Source organism: Flavobacterium sp. LS1P28 (assembly GCF_003970335.1).
Classification (GTDB): domain Bacteria; phylum Bacteroidota; class Bacteroidia; order Flavobacteriales; family Flavobacteriaceae; genus Flavobacterium.
Map to the genome: position 1 here is coordinate 104,678 of NZ_RYDI01000004.1, position 15,950 is coordinate 120,627.

Consider the following 15,950-nt stretch of genomic DNA (forward strand, 5'->3'; position numbering starts at 1 on the left):
TAGTTCTTTTCAATTGTTTTATTATAAGATTAGTCGATTGTTTTAATAAAAGCAAAAATATTATTTAGCTAAATACTTAAACCATTGTCCGAAATTTTTAAAAAAAAGATAAAGTGATGAAATTCTAAGTACTTTATTATTACTAACATAGTTTTTAATTTCATCTATGTTTTTTGTAGGAAAATAACCTAAAGTCTTCCATGTATCAGCTTCTATATAATAAAAATCTTTAAATGTTTTATAATTTTCTTGATTTACTAATTTCCATTTTTCAAAGAAAGAGTTATTAATTTGTACATTATGGCCCCAATTTTTTAATTTGAAAGCTAATTGGTCTTGGGTTCTCGATAAACATTCATGCAAAAGGATTTTATTAGTATAAATCACTCTTGCTTTTGTCTTTCTGCCTACTTTGTAATTTGGATAGTTTGTAGCAAGTAAAACTCTTGTAAGATTTTCAACATACAATATTCCTTCATTAGTGTATTTGTACAAGTGAGTTAAAAAACAACCTATTTGAACAGGATTTTCTTTTGGGTTTTTCAAAAAAGAATCATACTTCCTAAGATCATTTATAAAACCTGAAAAATCTAAAAAGTATTCATCTGCATCAATTTGAATTAACCAATTTCCTATTCCCATTTTATCAGAAAGCATTTTTCTTTCTCTAACCTCGCATTCCATTGTAGTTAAACTTGACACGTAAAAATCATCTTCATATATAACAATTTTATTTTCAACATCAAATGCATCAATCCATTCAAAAAAAGTATCATCAATAGTAAAAAATTCACCGTTCCATGTTTTTCGTTCCTTATCAATAGCTAAAAAAATAGTATTAGATTCTTTGTATATTGTTGGTATCGAATTTTTTAATAGTTCATAATCGTACGAGACTAAATAACCCACTTGTATTTTTCCTAACATAAACATCAATTTGAAATTTGTTGCAATTTAGTATTAAATATCTATTTTTGTTGAATGAAAAAAGAATATGATTATTTAATAGTAGGATCAGGTCTTTTCGGTAGTGTTTTTGCGCATGAGGCAACAAAAGCGGGTAAAAAGTGTTTGATTTTAGATAAAAGAAAACACACCGGAGGAAATATTTATTGTGAAAATATTGAAGGGATAAATGTCCACAAATATGGCCCGCATATTTTTCATACCAATGACAAGAAAATATGGGATTATGTAAATCAATTCGTGAATTTTAATCATTTCGTATATTCGCCTCTATCGCTTTCAAAGGGTAAACTTTATAATCTACCTTTTAACATGAATACCTTTTATCAGCTATGGGGAACCAAAACGCCGGCTGAAGCAAAAAATAAAATTGAGCATCAAATTAAGGAATTTGGAAGCGACAACCCTAAAAACCTCGAAGAACAAGCACTTTCATTGGTGGGAAAAGACATATACGAAACCTTGATCAAAGGGTATACTGAAAAGCAATGGGGTAGAAAGGCCACCGAACTGCCTGCTTTCATCATTAAAAGACTTCCCGTTAGATTTACTTTTGACAATAATTATTTTAACGATCGCTACCAAGGAATCCCCATTGGAGGTTACAATAAAATTATAGAAAATTTATTGGAAAACATTGAAGTGAAACTTGATACAGATTATTTCGAAAACAAAGAGTACTTTGAAAATATCGCAACAAAAATTGTTTTCACGGGAAAAATTGACGAATATTTTGATTACCGGTTTGGAAAACTAGAATATCGCTCGTTGCGATTTGAAACACAAATTCTGGATACCGAGAATTTTCAAGGAAATGCAGGCATTAACTATAATGACATTGAATATCAACATACGAGGATCGTAGAGCATAAACATTTTGAATTTGGCAACCAAAAGAAAACTGTAGTGACAAAAGAATATCCTGAAAATTGGACGTCCGAAAAAGAGGCTTATTATCCTATTAATGACGAAAAAAATCAAGCGATATATCTCAATTATAAAAAGCTTTCCGAAACCCTTAATAATGTAATTTTCGGAGGCAGATTGGCAGAATACAAATATTACGACATGCACCAAATAATTGCATCCGCATTAATTAAATCTAAAAAAGAACTAGAAAATGGTTAAAATTTTTACAGTTACACATAAAGAGACCCCTATTTTATTTAACGAATTGCATATCCCGATACAAGTCGGCGAAAATGTAGACATTGCAACAAATATTTTGCGAGACAACACGCTCGATAACATTGCTAATAAAAACAAAAACTACTGTGAATTAACTGCTTCTTATTGGATTTGGAAAAATATTACGGATGTTGAATACGTTGGAATCTGTCATTACAGGAGGTATTTTAATTTTTTCAATCCCTTTTATAATTCCCAACCTTCCGCTCAAAAAAAAATTAAGATTGATGATTTTAAAAAAACAAAATTAGTTAAAACTGATGGAGAAATTTTAGAAAAAAAAATCATTAAAATACTCTCGGAGTACGATGTAATTCTTTGTAAACCATATAAATTTAAAAATACTACACTGACTCAAAACTACTGTGAAGATCACCGAAAAGAAGATTGGGATTTAACAAAAAAAATAATTAGTGAGAAGTACCCGCAATACAAAGAAAGTATTGTAACCCATTTAGACGAAGGTCGACTGTTTCATGTAGCAAATATGATGATTTGTTCCAAGAAAATTTGGGATGATTATTACACCTGGCTTTTTTCTATTCTATTTGAATTGGAATCTAAAGTCAGTATTCCCAAGGATGACTATCAAGCACGAATTTTCGGGTTTATATCTGAAAGATTAATTAATCTTTATGTTTATCATAATAAATTAAAAATCAAAGCAATTCCCACTTATAAAATAATCGATCTATAATCATGGATATCAACCAAGAAATACACAATGCTTACGAAGTCATAAAAAATGGAGGAATCATCCTCTACCCCACTGATACCGTATGGGGAATTGGTTGTGACGCCACAAATCCAGAGGCTGTCGCTAAAATTTACAAACTCAAGAAAAGAGCCGAAACCCAAAGCATGATTGTTTTGATGAATGGCGATAAAATGATTTACAATGTATTCAAAGACATTCCGGAAGTAGCCTGGCAAATTATGGATTTCTCTGACCTGACCGATAGTGAACTGGCAAATCAAAACCCAACCACTTTAATTCTGGACAAACCACGAAACGTAGCACCCAATTTAATCGCAGCTGACAACTCACTAGGAATTAGACTTGTAAAGGAACCTTTTTGTTTTAAATTGATGGAAAAAATGAAAAAACCGTTGGTTTCCACATCAGCAAATATCTCCGGACAACCTACTCCAAAAAGTTTCAAAGAAATCAGTCCTGAAATTATAAAAGGCGTGGACTATGTTGTAAATTTGCATCGCGAAAAAATTGCCGGAAAACCATCTACAATTATAAAATTGACAAGTGATTCTCAGGTAAAAGTGATTCGGAAATAATTGTTTTTTTACCGCTAATTCGCTAATTCAATTTTAAAAATGGATGATTTAATTTATAAAGATGAATGTTATAAAATTGTTGGACTCCTGTATGAAGTACACAAAAATCTTGGTAAAGGTTTCTCTGAAATAGTTTATAAAGATGCCTTAGAATTTGAATTTAACGAAAATAATATTCACTATGAGAGGGAAAAAGAATATTCTGTTAGTTATAAAAATTCCATTTTAAAACATAAATTTTATGCAGATTTTATTATCCATGACAAAATAATTCTTGAAATAAAAACTGTCGAATGTTTTAACAATAGTCATTACAATCAGTGTTTAAATTATTTAAAAATTTCTGGAAACAAACTTGCAATATTGGTTAATTTTAACTTGACCTCTTTAGAATACAAACGTATCGTTGATACCAAAAAATAATTAGCGAATTTGCGGTAATAAAAAATGAACTACAAAACAGCCTTACATAACAAAATATTCGAAGTAATTTCTCAAGCTTCTCAAGAACTTAGCGTTGACAGTTATGTGATTGGTGGTTTCGTAAGAGATTTACTTTTGAAGAGAGACTTTAAAAAAGACATTGATATTGTTGCCGTGGGCAGCGGAATTGAATTGGCTTTAAAAGTGTCACAACTGCTTCCTAACAAACCAAAAGTTCAGGTTTTCAAAACTTACGGAACAGCGATGCTGCGTTTTGAAGACACCGAAATTGAATTTGTTGGAGCCAGAAAAGAATCCTATAATTTTGAAAGCAGGAATCCAGTTGTAGAAAACGGCACCTTAGAAGACGACCAAAACCGTCGTGATTTCACCATAAATGCACTGGCTTTATCTTTGAACACCGCTAATTTTGGAGAACTCTCCGATCCTTTTAACGGATTGGAAGATTTAAAAAACAAAATAATCAGAACCCCTTTGGATCCGGATATTACTTTTTCTGACGATCCTTTGCGCATGTTGAGAGGGATTCGTTTTGCAAACCAATTGGGATTTGAAATCGAAGAAGATTCGCTGAATTCGATAACCAAAAATGCGGAACGAATCAAAATTATTTCCGGAGAACGAATTGTCGATGAATTGAATAAAATACTTTCGACAGACAAACCCTCCGTAGGATTCTTGCTATTGTTCAAAACTGGACTTTTAGATATTATTCTTCCAGAATTGACTGCTCTGAATCAAGTGGAAGAAATTGAAGGCCATACCCATAAAAATAACTTTTATCACACGCTGGAAGTTGTCGATAATATTTGTCCGCATACTGATGATGTTTGGTTGCGCTGGTCAGCATTATTGCACGACATAGGTAAAGCACCAACGAAACGTTTTACTAAAAAACAAGGCTGGACCTTTCACGGACATGAATTTCTTGGTGGCAAAATGGCAAAAAAGATATTTGAACGTTTGCACATGCCGCTGAATCAAAAAATGAAATTTGTGCAAAAAATGGTCATGATGAGTTCACGACCGATTGTTTTATCCCAAGATACGGTAACGGATTCTGCAGTGCGCCGTTTGGTTTTTGACGCTGGCGAAGACGTTGAGAATTTAATGACACTATGCGAAGCGGATATCACAACGAAGAATCCAAATAAATTCAAGAAATACCACAATAATTTTGAAATCGTCCGCCAGAAAATTGTAGAAGTCGAAGAACGGGATCAGGTACGTAATTTCCAGCCACCAATATCAGGTGAAGAAATTATGGAAAAATTTAACTTAAAGCCTTCAAAAGAAATCGGAATGCTGAAAGAAGCCATAAAAGAAGCCATTTTAGAAGGAGAAATTCCAAATGAATATGAAGCTGCTTTTCAATTTATGCTAAAAAGAGCCGCAAAAATCGGATTAAAGATTAACGCTTGTTGAATTAACAATTAATTACATTTCAAATATCTTTGCAAAAATTAATTTCAAACAATGAAAAAAGAGAATAATTACGTTATCATTTGGTTGTTATCAGGATGCTTATTATTGTTTATGATGGTTGTAGTGGGAGGAATTACCCGATTGACCAATTCCGGTTTATCAATGACCGACTGGCATTTAGTAACTGATACTTTTCCTCCTTTAACAGCAGAAAAATGGTCACACGCTTTTGAAGAATATAAAAAATTTCCGGAGTACCAAAAAATAAACATCCACAATGATTTTACATTAAGTGATTACAAATTCATTTATTTCTGGGAATGGTTTCACCGTTTTATAGGGAGAATAATAGGTTTAGCGTTTATCCTTCCTTTTATATACTTCTTGTTCAAGAAACGTCTTTCGACAGAGACTATAAAAAAATGTGTTGTTCTACTATTCATGGGTGGTTTTCAAGGATTTCTGGGTTGGTTTATGGTACGTAGCGGATTAATCGACAATCCGGATGTAAGTCATTTTAGATTGGCATTACACCTTACATTTGCCTTTATAACGTTTGCTTACACACTCTGGGTAGCTTTGGATTTAATCTACCCAAACAAAGCGACAGCTATACCTCCATTACGAAATCTTGCGCGTGTCGCATTAATTTTTCTAGTTATCCAAATCATTTATGGCGGGTTTGTTGCGGGTTTAAATGCGGGTTTGATTCACAATCATTGGCCGCTGATGAGTGATGGTCAATTCATTCACGAGAGTGTCTTTATAGAAAAAAGCACCTTGTTTTTAAATCTTATCGAAGGAAAAAGCGGCGTTCAGTTCGTACATCGAACTATGGCGTATGTCGTGGTAGGATTAATTCTTGCTCTTTATTTTACAAGCAGAAAATACACTCTTTCCTCACTTCAGAAAAAAGGAATCAATATATTGGTGTTGATTGTCTTCTTGCAATTTGCATTAGGTATCCTTACTCTGCTTTACAGTGTCCCACTTTGGTTGGGATTACTACATCAAGTGATGGCTTTCTTTTTATTAACGGCAATGACATTCACTTTACACCGATTATCAAAATAAGAAATAAACATAACCCACGGTTTAAACCGTGTTCAATTCAAAATAATACCTGACTATATTGTCGCATTTCTTTGTTTACCAACATAAATGTCTAAACTTGCCGCTCAAGATAAATTTTTAGATTTATCAGATTATGGAAGACCATTTGGAAAATTTCTTGCCAATCAATTAAAAAATACTCGGTTTACTCCTATTCATGTCACCTTACTTTTTGGTGTTTCGGGCTTGATTGCTATTTACTGTATTCTGCAAGGAAGTTACTATTTCGCAAGTTTTTTTATCATTTTGAAATCAATGATTGATGCAGCAGATGGTGAACTGGCACGCTTAAAAAACACGCCTTCTTATACTGGAAGATACTTGGACAGTGTATTTGATATCATCTTAAATTTTCTGCTTTTAATGACTATTTGTTATGTTTCAAAAACATCATTTTGGGTTACTATTTTGGCTTTTATCGGCATCCAATTGCAGGGCACTTTATACAATTACTACTATGTGATTTTAAGAAATAAATCCGTTGGCGGAGACACTACCAGTAAAATTTTCGAGTACAAATCACCCAGAGCTTTACCCGGCGAAACCCAAAAATCTGTCGATATTCTGTTCCGTGTTTACACCCTCGTTTATGGCACATTCGACAAGATCATTCACACACTTGATAAAGAAGCTTACAAAGTAAAAACGTTTCCTAATTGGTTTATGACGATACTTTCTATCTACGGTTTGGGCTTCCAACTATTGATAATTGCGGTAATGTTACCTATGAATTTAATTGAATATATCATTCCGTTTTTTATACTTTACACGGCACTCATTTTTGTTCTAATTGGAATCCGAAAAACATTTTTAAAGGTATAAAAGCACTATAGACATATTCTATACTAAATACCTAATTCACTAAAAAAGAGTTATTTAATACCCATTATATACTTTATCTATTTAATACCATTATCAGCCTATCCAACTCTTGAAATCAGAAACCTTTTCTCTACTCACAATTACTTCTTCGTCTTTGTAAGAAGGTAAAATAACTTTCAAACGGGAGTTGCTGTAGACTACAATTTCTTTAATTGCTTTAAGAGGAACTATGAATTTTCGGCTTACCCGATAAAAATCCTTTGGATCTAATTCCTGTTCCAAAAGTTCTAAAGTTGTTTCTATTAAATAATTCCTATTGTCAAAAGTATGCAAATAGGTTCCTTTATTTTCACTAAAAAAACACTCAATTTCATCGGCAGAAATCACCTTTAAATGTTGGCCTATTTTTACAGAAAATCTTTTTTTGTAATTTTTTTCAAATGGATTAGACAACATTTTTTTGATTTGTTCAAAATCCAATTGTACTGTTTCCAGTTTAGGTAAACGCGCCTTAAATTTTGTAACGGAAACCTCTAAATCATCTTCGTCAATAGGCTTCAAAAGATAATCAACACTGTTCAATTTGAAAGCCCGTAAAGCATATTTATCATAAGCCGTGGTGAAAATTACTGCACTTTTAATAGATACTTTTTCGAATATTTCAAACGATAATCCATCTGACAATTGAATGTCCAGAAAGATCAAATCCGGATGTTCATTATTAGAAAACCAAGCAATAGCTTCTTCCACGGAATGCAATAGCACTCCAACTTTAATATTTAGTTTTTCCAGTTTTCGTTGGAGCAACCTCGCCGCTGGTTTTTCGTCTTCGATAATTATTGTTGTCATTTTTTAAGTTAGAGGTTAGAAAATAGAGAATAGAAGTTAGAGGTTTTACTGAATACTAAAAAAACTGAACACTGAACATTTATCCTTATTGCCATTTTTCGCTTTTCTCTTTTTCCATCAATTCCTTAATTTTTTTCTCTTCCCAGTTTTTTCCAAAAATCCAATTGGGCAAAAAAGTAGAAAAAGCGTGAGTTGTTAATCCAATTCCCCAGAAGAAAGCCGTAAAGAAATTCTCCATTTTAAAATAGCTTTCACCAACATCTAAATCTTGAATATTGACAAACACAATCATTAAATTCACTACTAGATAAACAATCAAATGTATGTAAAATCCTTTTATTTTTTTTACACGTGCGAGCGCTTCATTATACTGTAACTCTGTAATTGCATCTGTTTTCATGATATTAGCGGTTTTGATTTTTATCTTTATCCATCAACTCATTAATCTTTTTTTCTTCCCAATTAGTTCCCAAAAACGGCATATAATTAAAGACTTTCATGCCATGAAAAAACAATCCAATTCCCCACCAAAATAACGGCCAAAAAAACCATAAGTATTGAGGGGATGTAGTCAAATTAATGATTGCCAAAGAAATAATCACAATACTATAAACCGTTAAATGTCTGTAAAAATCTTTTATTTTTCCTACCTGCTTTTTTGCTTGAAAATATTTTTCTGAGTTGTCCATATTAGTTTGTATTTTTTTTAAAATTTAGGGAATCTCAATTCCATTTATTATTCTGATTGTCTTTTTTCAAAATCTCATTAATCTTTCGCTCTTCCCATGATTTTCCGTACCCAAAAACTTCAAAACCATGAAAAGTAAGTCCCATTCCCCAACCCAATAACGGAAACCAAAACCATTGAAAATTTGCACTATAACTTAAATTAATAAAAATCAAAAACGAGATTACTAAACAATATGAAATTAAATTTCCGTAGAATCCTTTTAGTTTTTTTACGTGTTCTGATGCTCTCAAATATGCTCCAGTTTCATCGTTACTATATTGTGTTTCCATACCTGTAATTTGTTTAGTTAAAATGGGGATTTTGACCGTAAAGGTTTGTTCGTTTTGAGCAATCAGGACTTTTCTAGTAGTAATAATTCTATATCTGTTGACAATATTTTGTAAGCCAACACCTTGCCGATCTTGCAACACTTCTTTCTTTTGATAATCGTTTTGAACAGCCAGATAATCACCCTCCACATAAATCCTGATATATAACGGTCTTTGTTCGCTAACCACATTGTGCTTTACCGTATTTTCGAGCAAAAGCTGTAAAGAAAGTGGCACCACTTTGGCTTCTGGATTTATAGCTGTTGTTGGTACTTCATAAAACAAGCTGTTCTCAAAACGCATTTTTAATAAATTCATATAGGTTTTGGCAAAAGCCAGTTCTTCTTCCACTGGAACCAATTCCTTGTCTTTTTGTTCTAAAACATACCGGTAAATTTTAGATAATGAAGTCGTAAATCGTTGCGCATTTTCTGGATTTTCTTCAATAAGAGCACTTAAAACATTCAAACTATTGAAAAGAAAATGGGGATCTATTTGATTTTTTAAACTTTCAAACTTAGCATTTGCGGTTCCTGCGATGATTTTCTGTTCTTTGACTTTATTTTCATTGTAAGCTTTATAAAAATGCAAAGCGTGAACGCCTAACAGTACAATAAAAGTAATAATTGATGATTCTATATAAGCCTGAGGAGTTTCATTGGACAAAAATTCTGAAAATGAGTTTCTTTCTATAATTACTTTTATAAAAATTCGCAACAAAAAAATCACAAATAAGGTGAGAAAAAAAGAACTGACAAATCCAATTAGTATCCGTTTTGGAGCGTAAATATTATCTTTAAAAACTTTGTCCAAAAATACGAACAACGCAGCATTTACAAGATACAAAGTAACACTGTAAAGCATACAATATAAAAAGTAAACGTACAATCTAGGACTAAACACCTCACTCCCAACAGTAATAAATTCAATAAGAAACGACACTAAAAAAATTATAACCCCAATAAATAAAGCTTTTAGTAATTGTGGTTTTATATACATTATTCTCTTTTTTTCAATAGTTTTTATTCTCTATTTTTTTCATTAAAATGACTAATTCGAAACAATCAACTGAATTATTTACAATTTTTCTGTGCTGCTAATGCTCTGTCCAATCCCCATTTTGGAGAAAAAGGTGTTTCAGGTTTAAAAGTAGCAAAAAGTCCGATAGCTTTTTCAATTTGCGCACACATTGGTTTGGTGTCTGTTCCCCAAAATTGAGCGCTATCAATTTCAAATTCGGCTTTACCAAAAACAACTCTTGGGTTTTCCGGAGCAATTGCTTGTGCTTTTCCGTACAATTCCATAACCGTTCCGGATAATTTTTGTCCGTTTGTCATTGGGTCAAAAGCAATCCAAGCCGTATGAATCATTGCTTGCATAACCAATAATTCGGCATTATTTGGATTTTTATCCATTTCTAAATCTAATGATTTTTGCGCTTTCGAAAGTAATAAATTCATTTGATCTTTATCTTTTGTTCTAAAAGCAGTTGTGGTATTCACCAATGCAACATAATAATTTGGCAACCAGCTTGTTTTTTCAGCACCGGAAATTCTTTCGAACAAATCAGAAGCTTCCGTGTTTTTTCCTTCGCCCCATAATTGGAATGCTTTTCCCATACCTTGTTCAAATTGCCCTTGAGCCGATAATAAACTACAGATAAAAAATACGATTGTGGTGATAATTTTGGTCATGATTTCTTGTTTTTAATGGTTGTTTTTTTGATGATTGAAACATTGTGTTATTTATACTTCAAAAGTATCTCGGTTTTCATTGGATTAAAATTTATAAATACTGAACTGTCAATTTTGATGGATGAATTGTGATTCAGTCAAAGGTCTTAAAGCCGAAAGTCATAAAGTGGAATGAATTTACGTTTATTAGGATTTTATACCTTTGACATTATGACTCGTTTTAAAGATTTTTCAACTGATTGTCTTTTTTATCGTTGCTAATCGTCCAAAAGAATCCTACGAAGAAAAAACGATCGGCCGTAGGAATAATTGCTTTTCTGTTATAAAAGCCCGCATTATCCGGATTGTTCGCATATTCGTAGCCAAAAACATTTTGACTTCCTAAAACATTAGAGACCGAGAAGTATAAAATCTTTTGTTGTGAGAGCAAATACGCCCAATTGAAGCTCAAACTGTTGTACGATTTGGTTTTTCCATTCATAAATTTCGTTTCATTTGGATTGTTGTAGGGTCGTCCGGAACTGTATGAATTCGTGAAACCTATTTGCGATTTCCAATCGTTTATCCAGTATTTAGTAACGATTGATAAACTGTGATCCGCAACAAAACTTGGTGTAACTTGAGAACTGAAATTTTTATAATCTCTTTCGGTATCAATGTAGGAATAAGAAACCCAATATTCTAAATTTTTGATTGATTTTCCATCTCTCCAAAACAAATCCAAACCTTTAGCATAACCAGAACCGGTATTATTGTAAACCGAATTATATGCGGCCATTTGGGTGTCGAATTTTACTAAATTACTGTAGTCTTTATAATAGGTTTCGGCACGAAATGTTTTCCCGTTTTTATGGTATTGAAAATTCAAAATGTAATGCGAGGCTTTTTCGCTTTCAAACTGATTGTTGTTGGAATATTTAATGTATTCAGCACTTGGAGTTTGAGTAAAATCGCCATAAGCAAATGAAAACTGACTGTTCTTTGCCATTTTATAGGCAAATGAAATCCGGGGGGAAATAGCATTTTCATTTAGCAAATCGTTATTCGAAGCTCTTAAGCCTACTTTTGCAGCCCATTTTTTAGAGAAGAAAATATCAGCTTCCGTATAAACAGCCACAATGTTTGCATTGTAGCCATTGGTAAAAACCGACCCTGAATTTTCGTTGAAATCTTCATTGAACTGGGTAATAAAATAATCTGCTCCAAAGGAAATTTTTACTCTTTCAGAAAAACTTTTTTTCAATTTTAATTTCAAATGAGCCGCATTTTCATCATTCGCCACTTTATCTGAATCTAAATTTATTTTGTTGTTGCTGTAGCCATAACTCAATCCAGTAGTAATTTGCCAATTGTTCCCAAAAACGCCTTTGTAAGACGAATTTAAATAGAAATTATTGTTATTTAAATCAACTCTGATTTTCTCCGGCGAATTGATATTTTCCTGATTAATATCAAATTTTGAAGAGTCAAAAGCAGCGTATACTTTAAAAATCCCATTATTAAAATTATAACGGTACACCGTTTCTCCAGACAACGATTGAAAAGGACTGTTCCAATCCACATTTTGTGGAATCAAAGCCTGATACGGCGCTAAATTGATGTAATTCGCATTTACGCTCAACGAACTTTTTTTCCGTTTTTGGGTGTTTCCAATTCCTAAACCCACAGTCATCAATGCTATTTCAGTTTTATTTTGGTCTGGGTCATCTTGTGTATTCAAAAGTAAAACACTGGATAACGCTTCGCCATATTCCGCTGAATAGCCGCCTGTAGAAAATGAAATTCCGCTGAACAGAAAAGGAGAAAACCTTCCTCGTGTAGGCAGATTATTCGTGGTTGCGCCATAAGGTTGCGCCACCCGAATCCCATCAACGAAAGTTTGTGTTTCATTAGCCTCGCCGCCACGAACAAACAATCGCCCATCCTCACCTACCGTTTGTGTTCCTGGCAACGTTTGCAAAGCCGCAATAATATTTCCCGCAGAACCCGCTGTAGTTACGATGTCTAATGGTTTCAAAACCGAAACTCTAGCTTTATCGCCCGCTTCTAAAGTTCCAGCCGTAATCACAACTGCATCTAGAGACGTAACGCTTTCTCGTAATTTGATGATTTTATTTTTAAAATTAGCGACATCAATTATGGTTTTTAAAGTTTCATAAATCAGGAAACTCACCACCAAACTCTGATTTCCAGTTGTTGTAGTCGTAAAACTAAAATCGCCTTTTTCGCTGCTGGAAGTACCATCATACGTTCCTTCGATAAAAATATTAGCTCCAGAAACCGGTTTTCCTTTTTCATCTACCACTTTCCCGGAAACTGTATTTTGTGAAAAAATAGTCAAGCTGAATAATAAAAAGGCAAATAAAAAAATCGAATTAAGACTTTTCTTGGAATGATTTGGCTGTTTAATACATGTTAGTTTCATCGTATTTAATTTTTTTATGAATCAAATATATTTTAGAAAAGAAGGTCGAAAAACAATACAATACTGAACTGTTGAAATACGAGGATGAGTTGTAATAATTTTAATTTTAGATTATATTTACAACGTACTATTGCGCTTCAAAAGCAGGATCAGCATGAGGGATAGTAGTGAAAATCCTTTCTTGGCTCGATGTCAAAGCGAGACAAAAAAGATTGTAACGAATAGCCCGACCGGAGCTTTTGCGCAGGGCATGCCCAAAAACAAAAAAACTAAGTATGGAAATAAAAACCGAAAAAGAGAAAATGATTGCCGGAGAATATTATTTAGCAGGCGATCCTGTTTTAGTAAAAGACAGGCGAAAATCTAAAAATTTGCTCCACCGATTAAATGTTGTGGAATACAGAATAACTAAAAAAGCACGGGAAATTCTAAAAGAACTAATTCCTAATGCAGGAGCAAATCTTTACATTGAACCTCCATTCTTTTGCGATTACGGCTACAATATCAGTTGTGGGAAAAATGTGTATTTTAATGTAAACTGTGTTGTTTTAGACTGTGCCAAGGTCACTATTGGTTCCAATGTGTTTTTTGCACCAGGAGTTCAATTGTACACCGCCACACATCCGCTGGATGCTGAACTGAGAAAAACGCTGGAAAATGCCTTACCAATAACCATTGGTGATGATTGCTGGATTGGAGGAAATTCCGTTATTTGTCCTGGAATCACTATTGGAAATGGCTGTGTTATTGGTGCAGGTTCAGTGGTTACTAAAGACATTCCTGACAATTCTTTGGCGGTAGGAAATCCGGCAAAAGTGATCCGGAAATTAAATCAACAATAATATGATCCAACTTAACAAAATTCATCATATTGCCATTATTTGTGCCAATTATCAAAAATCTAAAACGTTCTATACAACTGTTTTAGGACTTACCATTATTCAGGAAATTTACCGTGAGGAAAGACGATCGTATAAACTTGATTTGGCACTTAACGGAGAATATGTAATAGAATTATTTTCTTTTCCAAATCCGCCAAAACGTTCTTCCGCTCCTGAAGCGGCAGGAATGCGTCATTTAGCTTTTGAAGTAGATGATATTCAGAAAACACGCGAGTATTTTGTGAATCAAAACATCCCTTCCGAAGAAATACGCATCGATGAATTTACCAAAAAAAAGTTCTTCTTTATTGCCGATCCGGATGAATTACCTTTAGAATTTTATGAAAAATAAGATACTTCCTAAATTTAAAAGAATAAAATAATACCAGAATCGCAAAAGAAAACCATGCCTTTCTTTTTTTAATTCTAATCTGGCTTTGTTTCTTTATCTTTGCAACATTGAGTTAAATTCTTTTTATTACACTAATAAAGATTCCATCCCCCTTTTAAATGAACACTACTGCAAGAATAAAAAAAAATTATCGCTTCATTAAATTCCGAAAATTAGTTATTGTCTCTGTTTTGATTGGTTTTCTTTCTGCTTTTTTAGGTGTTATTTTAAAAAATGCTACAGAATATTATGAGGAAATATTTTTTCATCAAGCGACTATCAATCCACTATTCTTAGTTATTTTCCCCGTATTTGGATTGTCGATTATTTATTTTCTTAGGGAATATTTATTTAAGAAAAAGGAAAACAAAGGCATAAAAGAAATCTTTGAAAGCACCAATTCTAAATCTAAAAATTTACCCAGTTATAAAATCCCTTCTCATTTCATTAACGGATTATTGACCGTCGTTTTTGGCGGTTCCACCGGGATAGAAGTCTCAACTGTTGTGGCTTCGGCAACCATTGGCTCCGTTGCTCAAAGAAAGCAAAATGTGTTTAGACAATACAAAACTGAATTGATATGTGCCGGAATTGCCGCTGGAATTACAGCTATATTCAGCAGCCCGATCGCTGGAATTCTTTTTGCGATAGAGGTTATTTCTAGAAAAGTCACTCGAGCATTCTTACTTAGTAACTTGATTGCGGTAGCCATTGCTTTTGGGCTGGTATTTTTATTGGACGAAAAACCACTGTTTGCAGTAAATATTACAACTTGGCATCTTAAAGCCATTCCCTATTTTATTCTTTTAGGCATTTTGTCAGGATTGAATTCTGTGTATCTAACGCGCAGTGTATTGTTTTTCAAAGCCCAATTTACGAGAATAAAAATTCCATATTTCAAAATTATAATAGGATCGCTGATTTTAAGTTCCTCTTTATTCCTGTTTCCACAGCTTTATGGCGAAGGCTATCATGCTATTAAAACTATTTTTGTTAGTTCGAATGAAATGTCATTGACTTTCCCTCTGGCACTAACAATCATTGGCATCATCATCCTGAAACCCATTGTAACATCAGCCACACTTGCTTCAGGAGGAGATGGAGGCGTTTTTGCACCCAGTCTTTTCATGGGTGCTTTTTTAGGATTGCTTCTTGCTTTAATTACAAACACTTATTTTAATGCTCATGTAATTCCGATAAACTTTATTATCATGGGGATGGCTGCCGTTTTAAGCGCCAGTATTCATGCCCCTTTTACTTCTATTTTCTTAGTTTGTGGGCTAACGAATGATTACACTTTGTTTATTCCTATTTTGTTGGTTTGCTTAATATCAAAATATACGGCAAAAATGATTTACCCTTTTACCGTTTATTCCTATTCGCCAAGTTTAATAAAATAA

At 33.1% G+C, this 15,950-nt stretch carries 17 protein-coding genes; 10 read left to right on the plus strand and 7 right to left on the minus strand.

Annotated features, from left to right (window positions below):
* Nucleotides 1–60: 60 nt before the first annotated feature.
* Nucleotides 61–927 (minus strand): hypothetical protein, encoded by an 867-nt coding sequence (locus EKL97_RS05270; RefSeq protein ID WP_233588552.1) that lies wholly within the window; start codon nt 925–927, stop codon nt 61–63.
* 54 nt (nt 928–981) lie between these two features.
* Between EKL97_RS05270 and glf the strand changes: the two genes are divergently transcribed.
* From glf to EKL97_RS05305, 7 genes are all read left to right on the plus strand, one after another.
* The gene (gene glf, locus EKL97_RS05275) at nt 982–2,094 is read left to right on the plus strand and encodes a UDP-galactopyranose mutase (RefSeq protein WP_126554425.1); all 1,113 of its coding nucleotides are present in this window, start codon (nt 982–984) and stop codon (nt 2,092–2,094) included.
* Nucleotides 2,087–2,851 carry a DUF4422 domain-containing protein gene (locus EKL97_RS05280; protein ID WP_126568364.1) on the plus strand — a complete coding sequence of 255 codons (765 nt, stop codon included), beginning with the start codon at nt 2,087–2,089 and terminating at the stop codon, nt 2,849–2,851. Before glf ends, EKL97_RS05280 begins: the two co-directional genes overlap by 8 nt.
* 2 nt (nt 2,852–2,853) lie before the next feature.
* Nucleotides 2,854–3,447 (plus strand): L-threonylcarbamoyladenylate synthase, encoded by a 594-nt coding sequence (locus EKL97_RS05285; RefSeq protein ID WP_126554423.1) that lies wholly within the window; start codon nt 2,854–2,856, stop codon nt 3,445–3,447.
* Between the two features lie 39 nt (nt 3,448–3,486).
* Entirely contained in the window at nt 3,487–3,870 is a 384-nt protein-coding gene (locus tag EKL97_RS05290; RefSeq protein WP_126554421.1) for a GxxExxY protein, read from the plus strand.
* A gap of 24 nt (nt 3,871–3,894) precedes the next feature.
* A complete protein-coding gene (locus EKL97_RS05295; RefSeq protein ID WP_126460441.1) occupies nt 3,895–5,316 on the plus strand; it encodes a CCA tRNA nucleotidyltransferase in 1,422 nt (473 codons plus the stop codon).
* A 51-nt stretch (nt 5,317–5,367) separates the two neighbouring features.
* On the plus strand, nt 5,368–6,390 hold the full coding sequence (locus tag EKL97_RS05300; RefSeq protein WP_126568366.1) for a COX15/CtaA family protein: 1,023 nt from the start codon (nt 5,368–5,370) through the stop codon (nt 6,388–6,390).
* Nucleotides 6,391–6,477: 87 nt separating this feature from the next.
* Nucleotides 6,478–7,251: a CDP-alcohol phosphatidyltransferase family protein gene (locus EKL97_RS05305; protein ID WP_126460434.1), complete on the plus strand. Its 774-nt coding sequence runs from the start codon at nt 6,478–6,480 to the stop codon at nt 7,249–7,251.
* A 93-nt stretch (nt 7,252–7,344) separates the two neighbouring features.
* Here the strand turns inward: EKL97_RS05305 and EKL97_RS05310 are convergent, their stop codons facing one another.
* The 6 genes from EKL97_RS05310 to EKL97_RS05335 all read right to left on the minus strand — a co-directional run bounded on the left by EKL97_RS05310 (nt 7,345) and on the right by EKL97_RS05335 (nt 13,278).
* Nucleotides 7,345–8,100: a LytR/AlgR family response regulator transcription factor gene (locus EKL97_RS05310; RefSeq protein WP_126554413.1), complete on the minus strand. Its 756-nt coding sequence runs from the start codon at nt 8,098–8,100 to the stop codon at nt 7,345–7,347.
* An 85-nt stretch (nt 8,101–8,185) separates the two neighbouring features.
* Nucleotides 8,186–8,500 (minus strand): 2TM domain-containing protein, encoded by a 315-nt coding sequence (locus EKL97_RS05315; protein WP_126554411.1) that lies wholly within the window; start codon nt 8,498–8,500, stop codon nt 8,186–8,188.
* A 4-nt stretch (nt 8,501–8,504) separates the two neighbouring features.
* The gene (locus EKL97_RS05320) at nt 8,505–8,789 is read right to left on the minus strand and encodes a 2TM domain-containing protein (protein ID WP_126561903.1); all 285 of its coding nucleotides are present in this window, start codon (nt 8,787–8,789) and stop codon (nt 8,505–8,507) included.
* 34 nt (nt 8,790–8,823) lie between these two features.
* Nucleotides 8,824–10,158, minus strand: a complete 1,335-nt coding sequence (locus EKL97_RS05325; RefSeq protein WP_126568367.1) for a histidine kinase — start codon at nt 10,156–10,158, stop codon at nt 8,824–8,826.
* A gap of 74 nt (nt 10,159–10,232) precedes the next feature.
* Nucleotides 10,233–10,853 (minus strand): hypothetical protein, encoded by a 621-nt coding sequence (locus tag EKL97_RS05330; protein WP_126568369.1) that lies wholly within the window; start codon nt 10,851–10,853, stop codon nt 10,233–10,235.
* 220 nt (nt 10,854–11,073) lie between these two features.
* A complete protein-coding gene (locus EKL97_RS05335) occupies nt 11,074–13,278 on the minus strand; it encodes a TonB-dependent receptor (RefSeq protein WP_126568371.1) in 2,205 nt (734 codons plus the stop codon).
* A gap of 281 nt (nt 13,279–13,559) precedes the next feature.
* Between EKL97_RS05335 and EKL97_RS05340 the strand changes: the two genes are divergently transcribed.
* The 3 genes from EKL97_RS05340 to EKL97_RS05350 all read left to right on the plus strand — a co-directional run bounded on the left by EKL97_RS05340 (nt 13,560) and on the right by EKL97_RS05350 (nt 15,950).
* Nucleotides 13,560–14,120, plus strand: a complete 561-nt coding sequence (locus tag EKL97_RS05340) for a sugar O-acetyltransferase (RefSeq protein WP_126568428.1) — start codon at nt 13,560–13,562, stop codon at nt 14,118–14,120.
* 1 nt (nt 14,121) lies between these two features.
* Nucleotides 14,122–14,511, plus strand: coding sequence for a VOC family protein (locus EKL97_RS05345; RefSeq protein WP_126568372.1), 390 nt, complete (start codon nt 14,122–14,124; stop codon nt 14,509–14,511).
* A gap of 158 nt (nt 14,512–14,669) precedes the next feature.
* Complete coding sequence (locus EKL97_RS05350) at nt 14,670–15,950, plus strand: chloride channel protein (RefSeq protein ID WP_126568374.1); 1,281 nt, start codon at nt 14,670–14,672, stop codon at nt 15,948–15,950.

Excerpts from the sequence above, each read along its gene's own strand:
- EKL97_RS05270 (WP_233588552.1), bottom strand. The coding sequence starts at position 927 with ATGTTAGGAAAAATACAAGTGGGTTATTTAGTCTCGTACGATTATGAA.
- glf (WP_126554425.1), top strand. The coding sequence starts at position 982 with ATGAAAAAAGAATATGATTATTTAATAGTAGGATCAGGTCTTTTCGGT.
- EKL97_RS05280 (WP_126568364.1), top strand. The coding sequence starts at position 2,087 with ATGGTTAAAATTTTTACAGTTACACATAAAGAGACCCCTATTTTATTT.
- EKL97_RS05285 (WP_126554423.1), top strand. The coding sequence starts at position 2,854 with ATGGATATCAACCAAGAAATACACAATGCTTACGAAGTCATAAAAAAT.
- EKL97_RS05290 (WP_126554421.1), top strand. The coding sequence starts at position 3,487 with ATGGATGATTTAATTTATAAAGATGAATGTTATAAAATTGTTGGACTC.
- EKL97_RS05295 (WP_126460441.1), top strand. The coding sequence starts at position 3,895 with ATGAACTACAAAACAGCCTTACATAACAAAATATTCGAAGTAATTTCT.
- EKL97_RS05300 (WP_126568366.1), top strand. The coding sequence starts at position 5,368 with ATGAAAAAAGAGAATAATTACGTTATCATTTGGTTGTTATCAGGATGC.
- EKL97_RS05305 (WP_126460434.1), top strand. The coding sequence starts at position 6,478 with ATGTCTAAACTTGCCGCTCAAGATAAATTTTTAGATTTATCAGATTAT.
- EKL97_RS05310 (WP_126554413.1), bottom strand. The coding sequence starts at position 8,100 with ATGACAACAATAATTATCGAAGACGAAAAACCAGCGGCGAGGTTGCTC.
- EKL97_RS05315 (WP_126554411.1), bottom strand. The coding sequence starts at position 8,500 with ATGAAAACAGATGCAATTACAGAGTTACAGTATAATGAAGCGCTCGCA.
- EKL97_RS05320 (WP_126561903.1), bottom strand. The coding sequence starts at position 8,789 with ATGGACAACTCAGAAAAATATTTTCAAGCAAAAAAGCAGGTAGGAAAA.
- EKL97_RS05325 (WP_126568367.1), bottom strand. The coding sequence starts at position 10,158 with ATGTATATAAAACCACAATTACTAAAAGCTTTATTTATTGGGGTTATA.
- EKL97_RS05330 (WP_126568369.1), bottom strand. The coding sequence starts at position 10,853 with ATGACCAAAATTATCACCACAATCGTATTTTTTATCTGTAGTTTATTA.
- EKL97_RS05335 (WP_126568371.1), bottom strand. The coding sequence starts at position 13,278 with ATGAAACTAACATGTATTAAACAGCCAAATCATTCCAAGAAAAGTCTT.
- EKL97_RS05345 (WP_126568372.1), top strand. The coding sequence starts at position 14,122 with ATGATCCAACTTAACAAAATTCATCATATTGCCATTATTTGTGCCAAT.
- EKL97_RS05350 (WP_126568374.1), top strand. The coding sequence starts at position 14,670 with ATGAACACTACTGCAAGAATAAAAAAAAATTATCGCTTCATTAAATTC.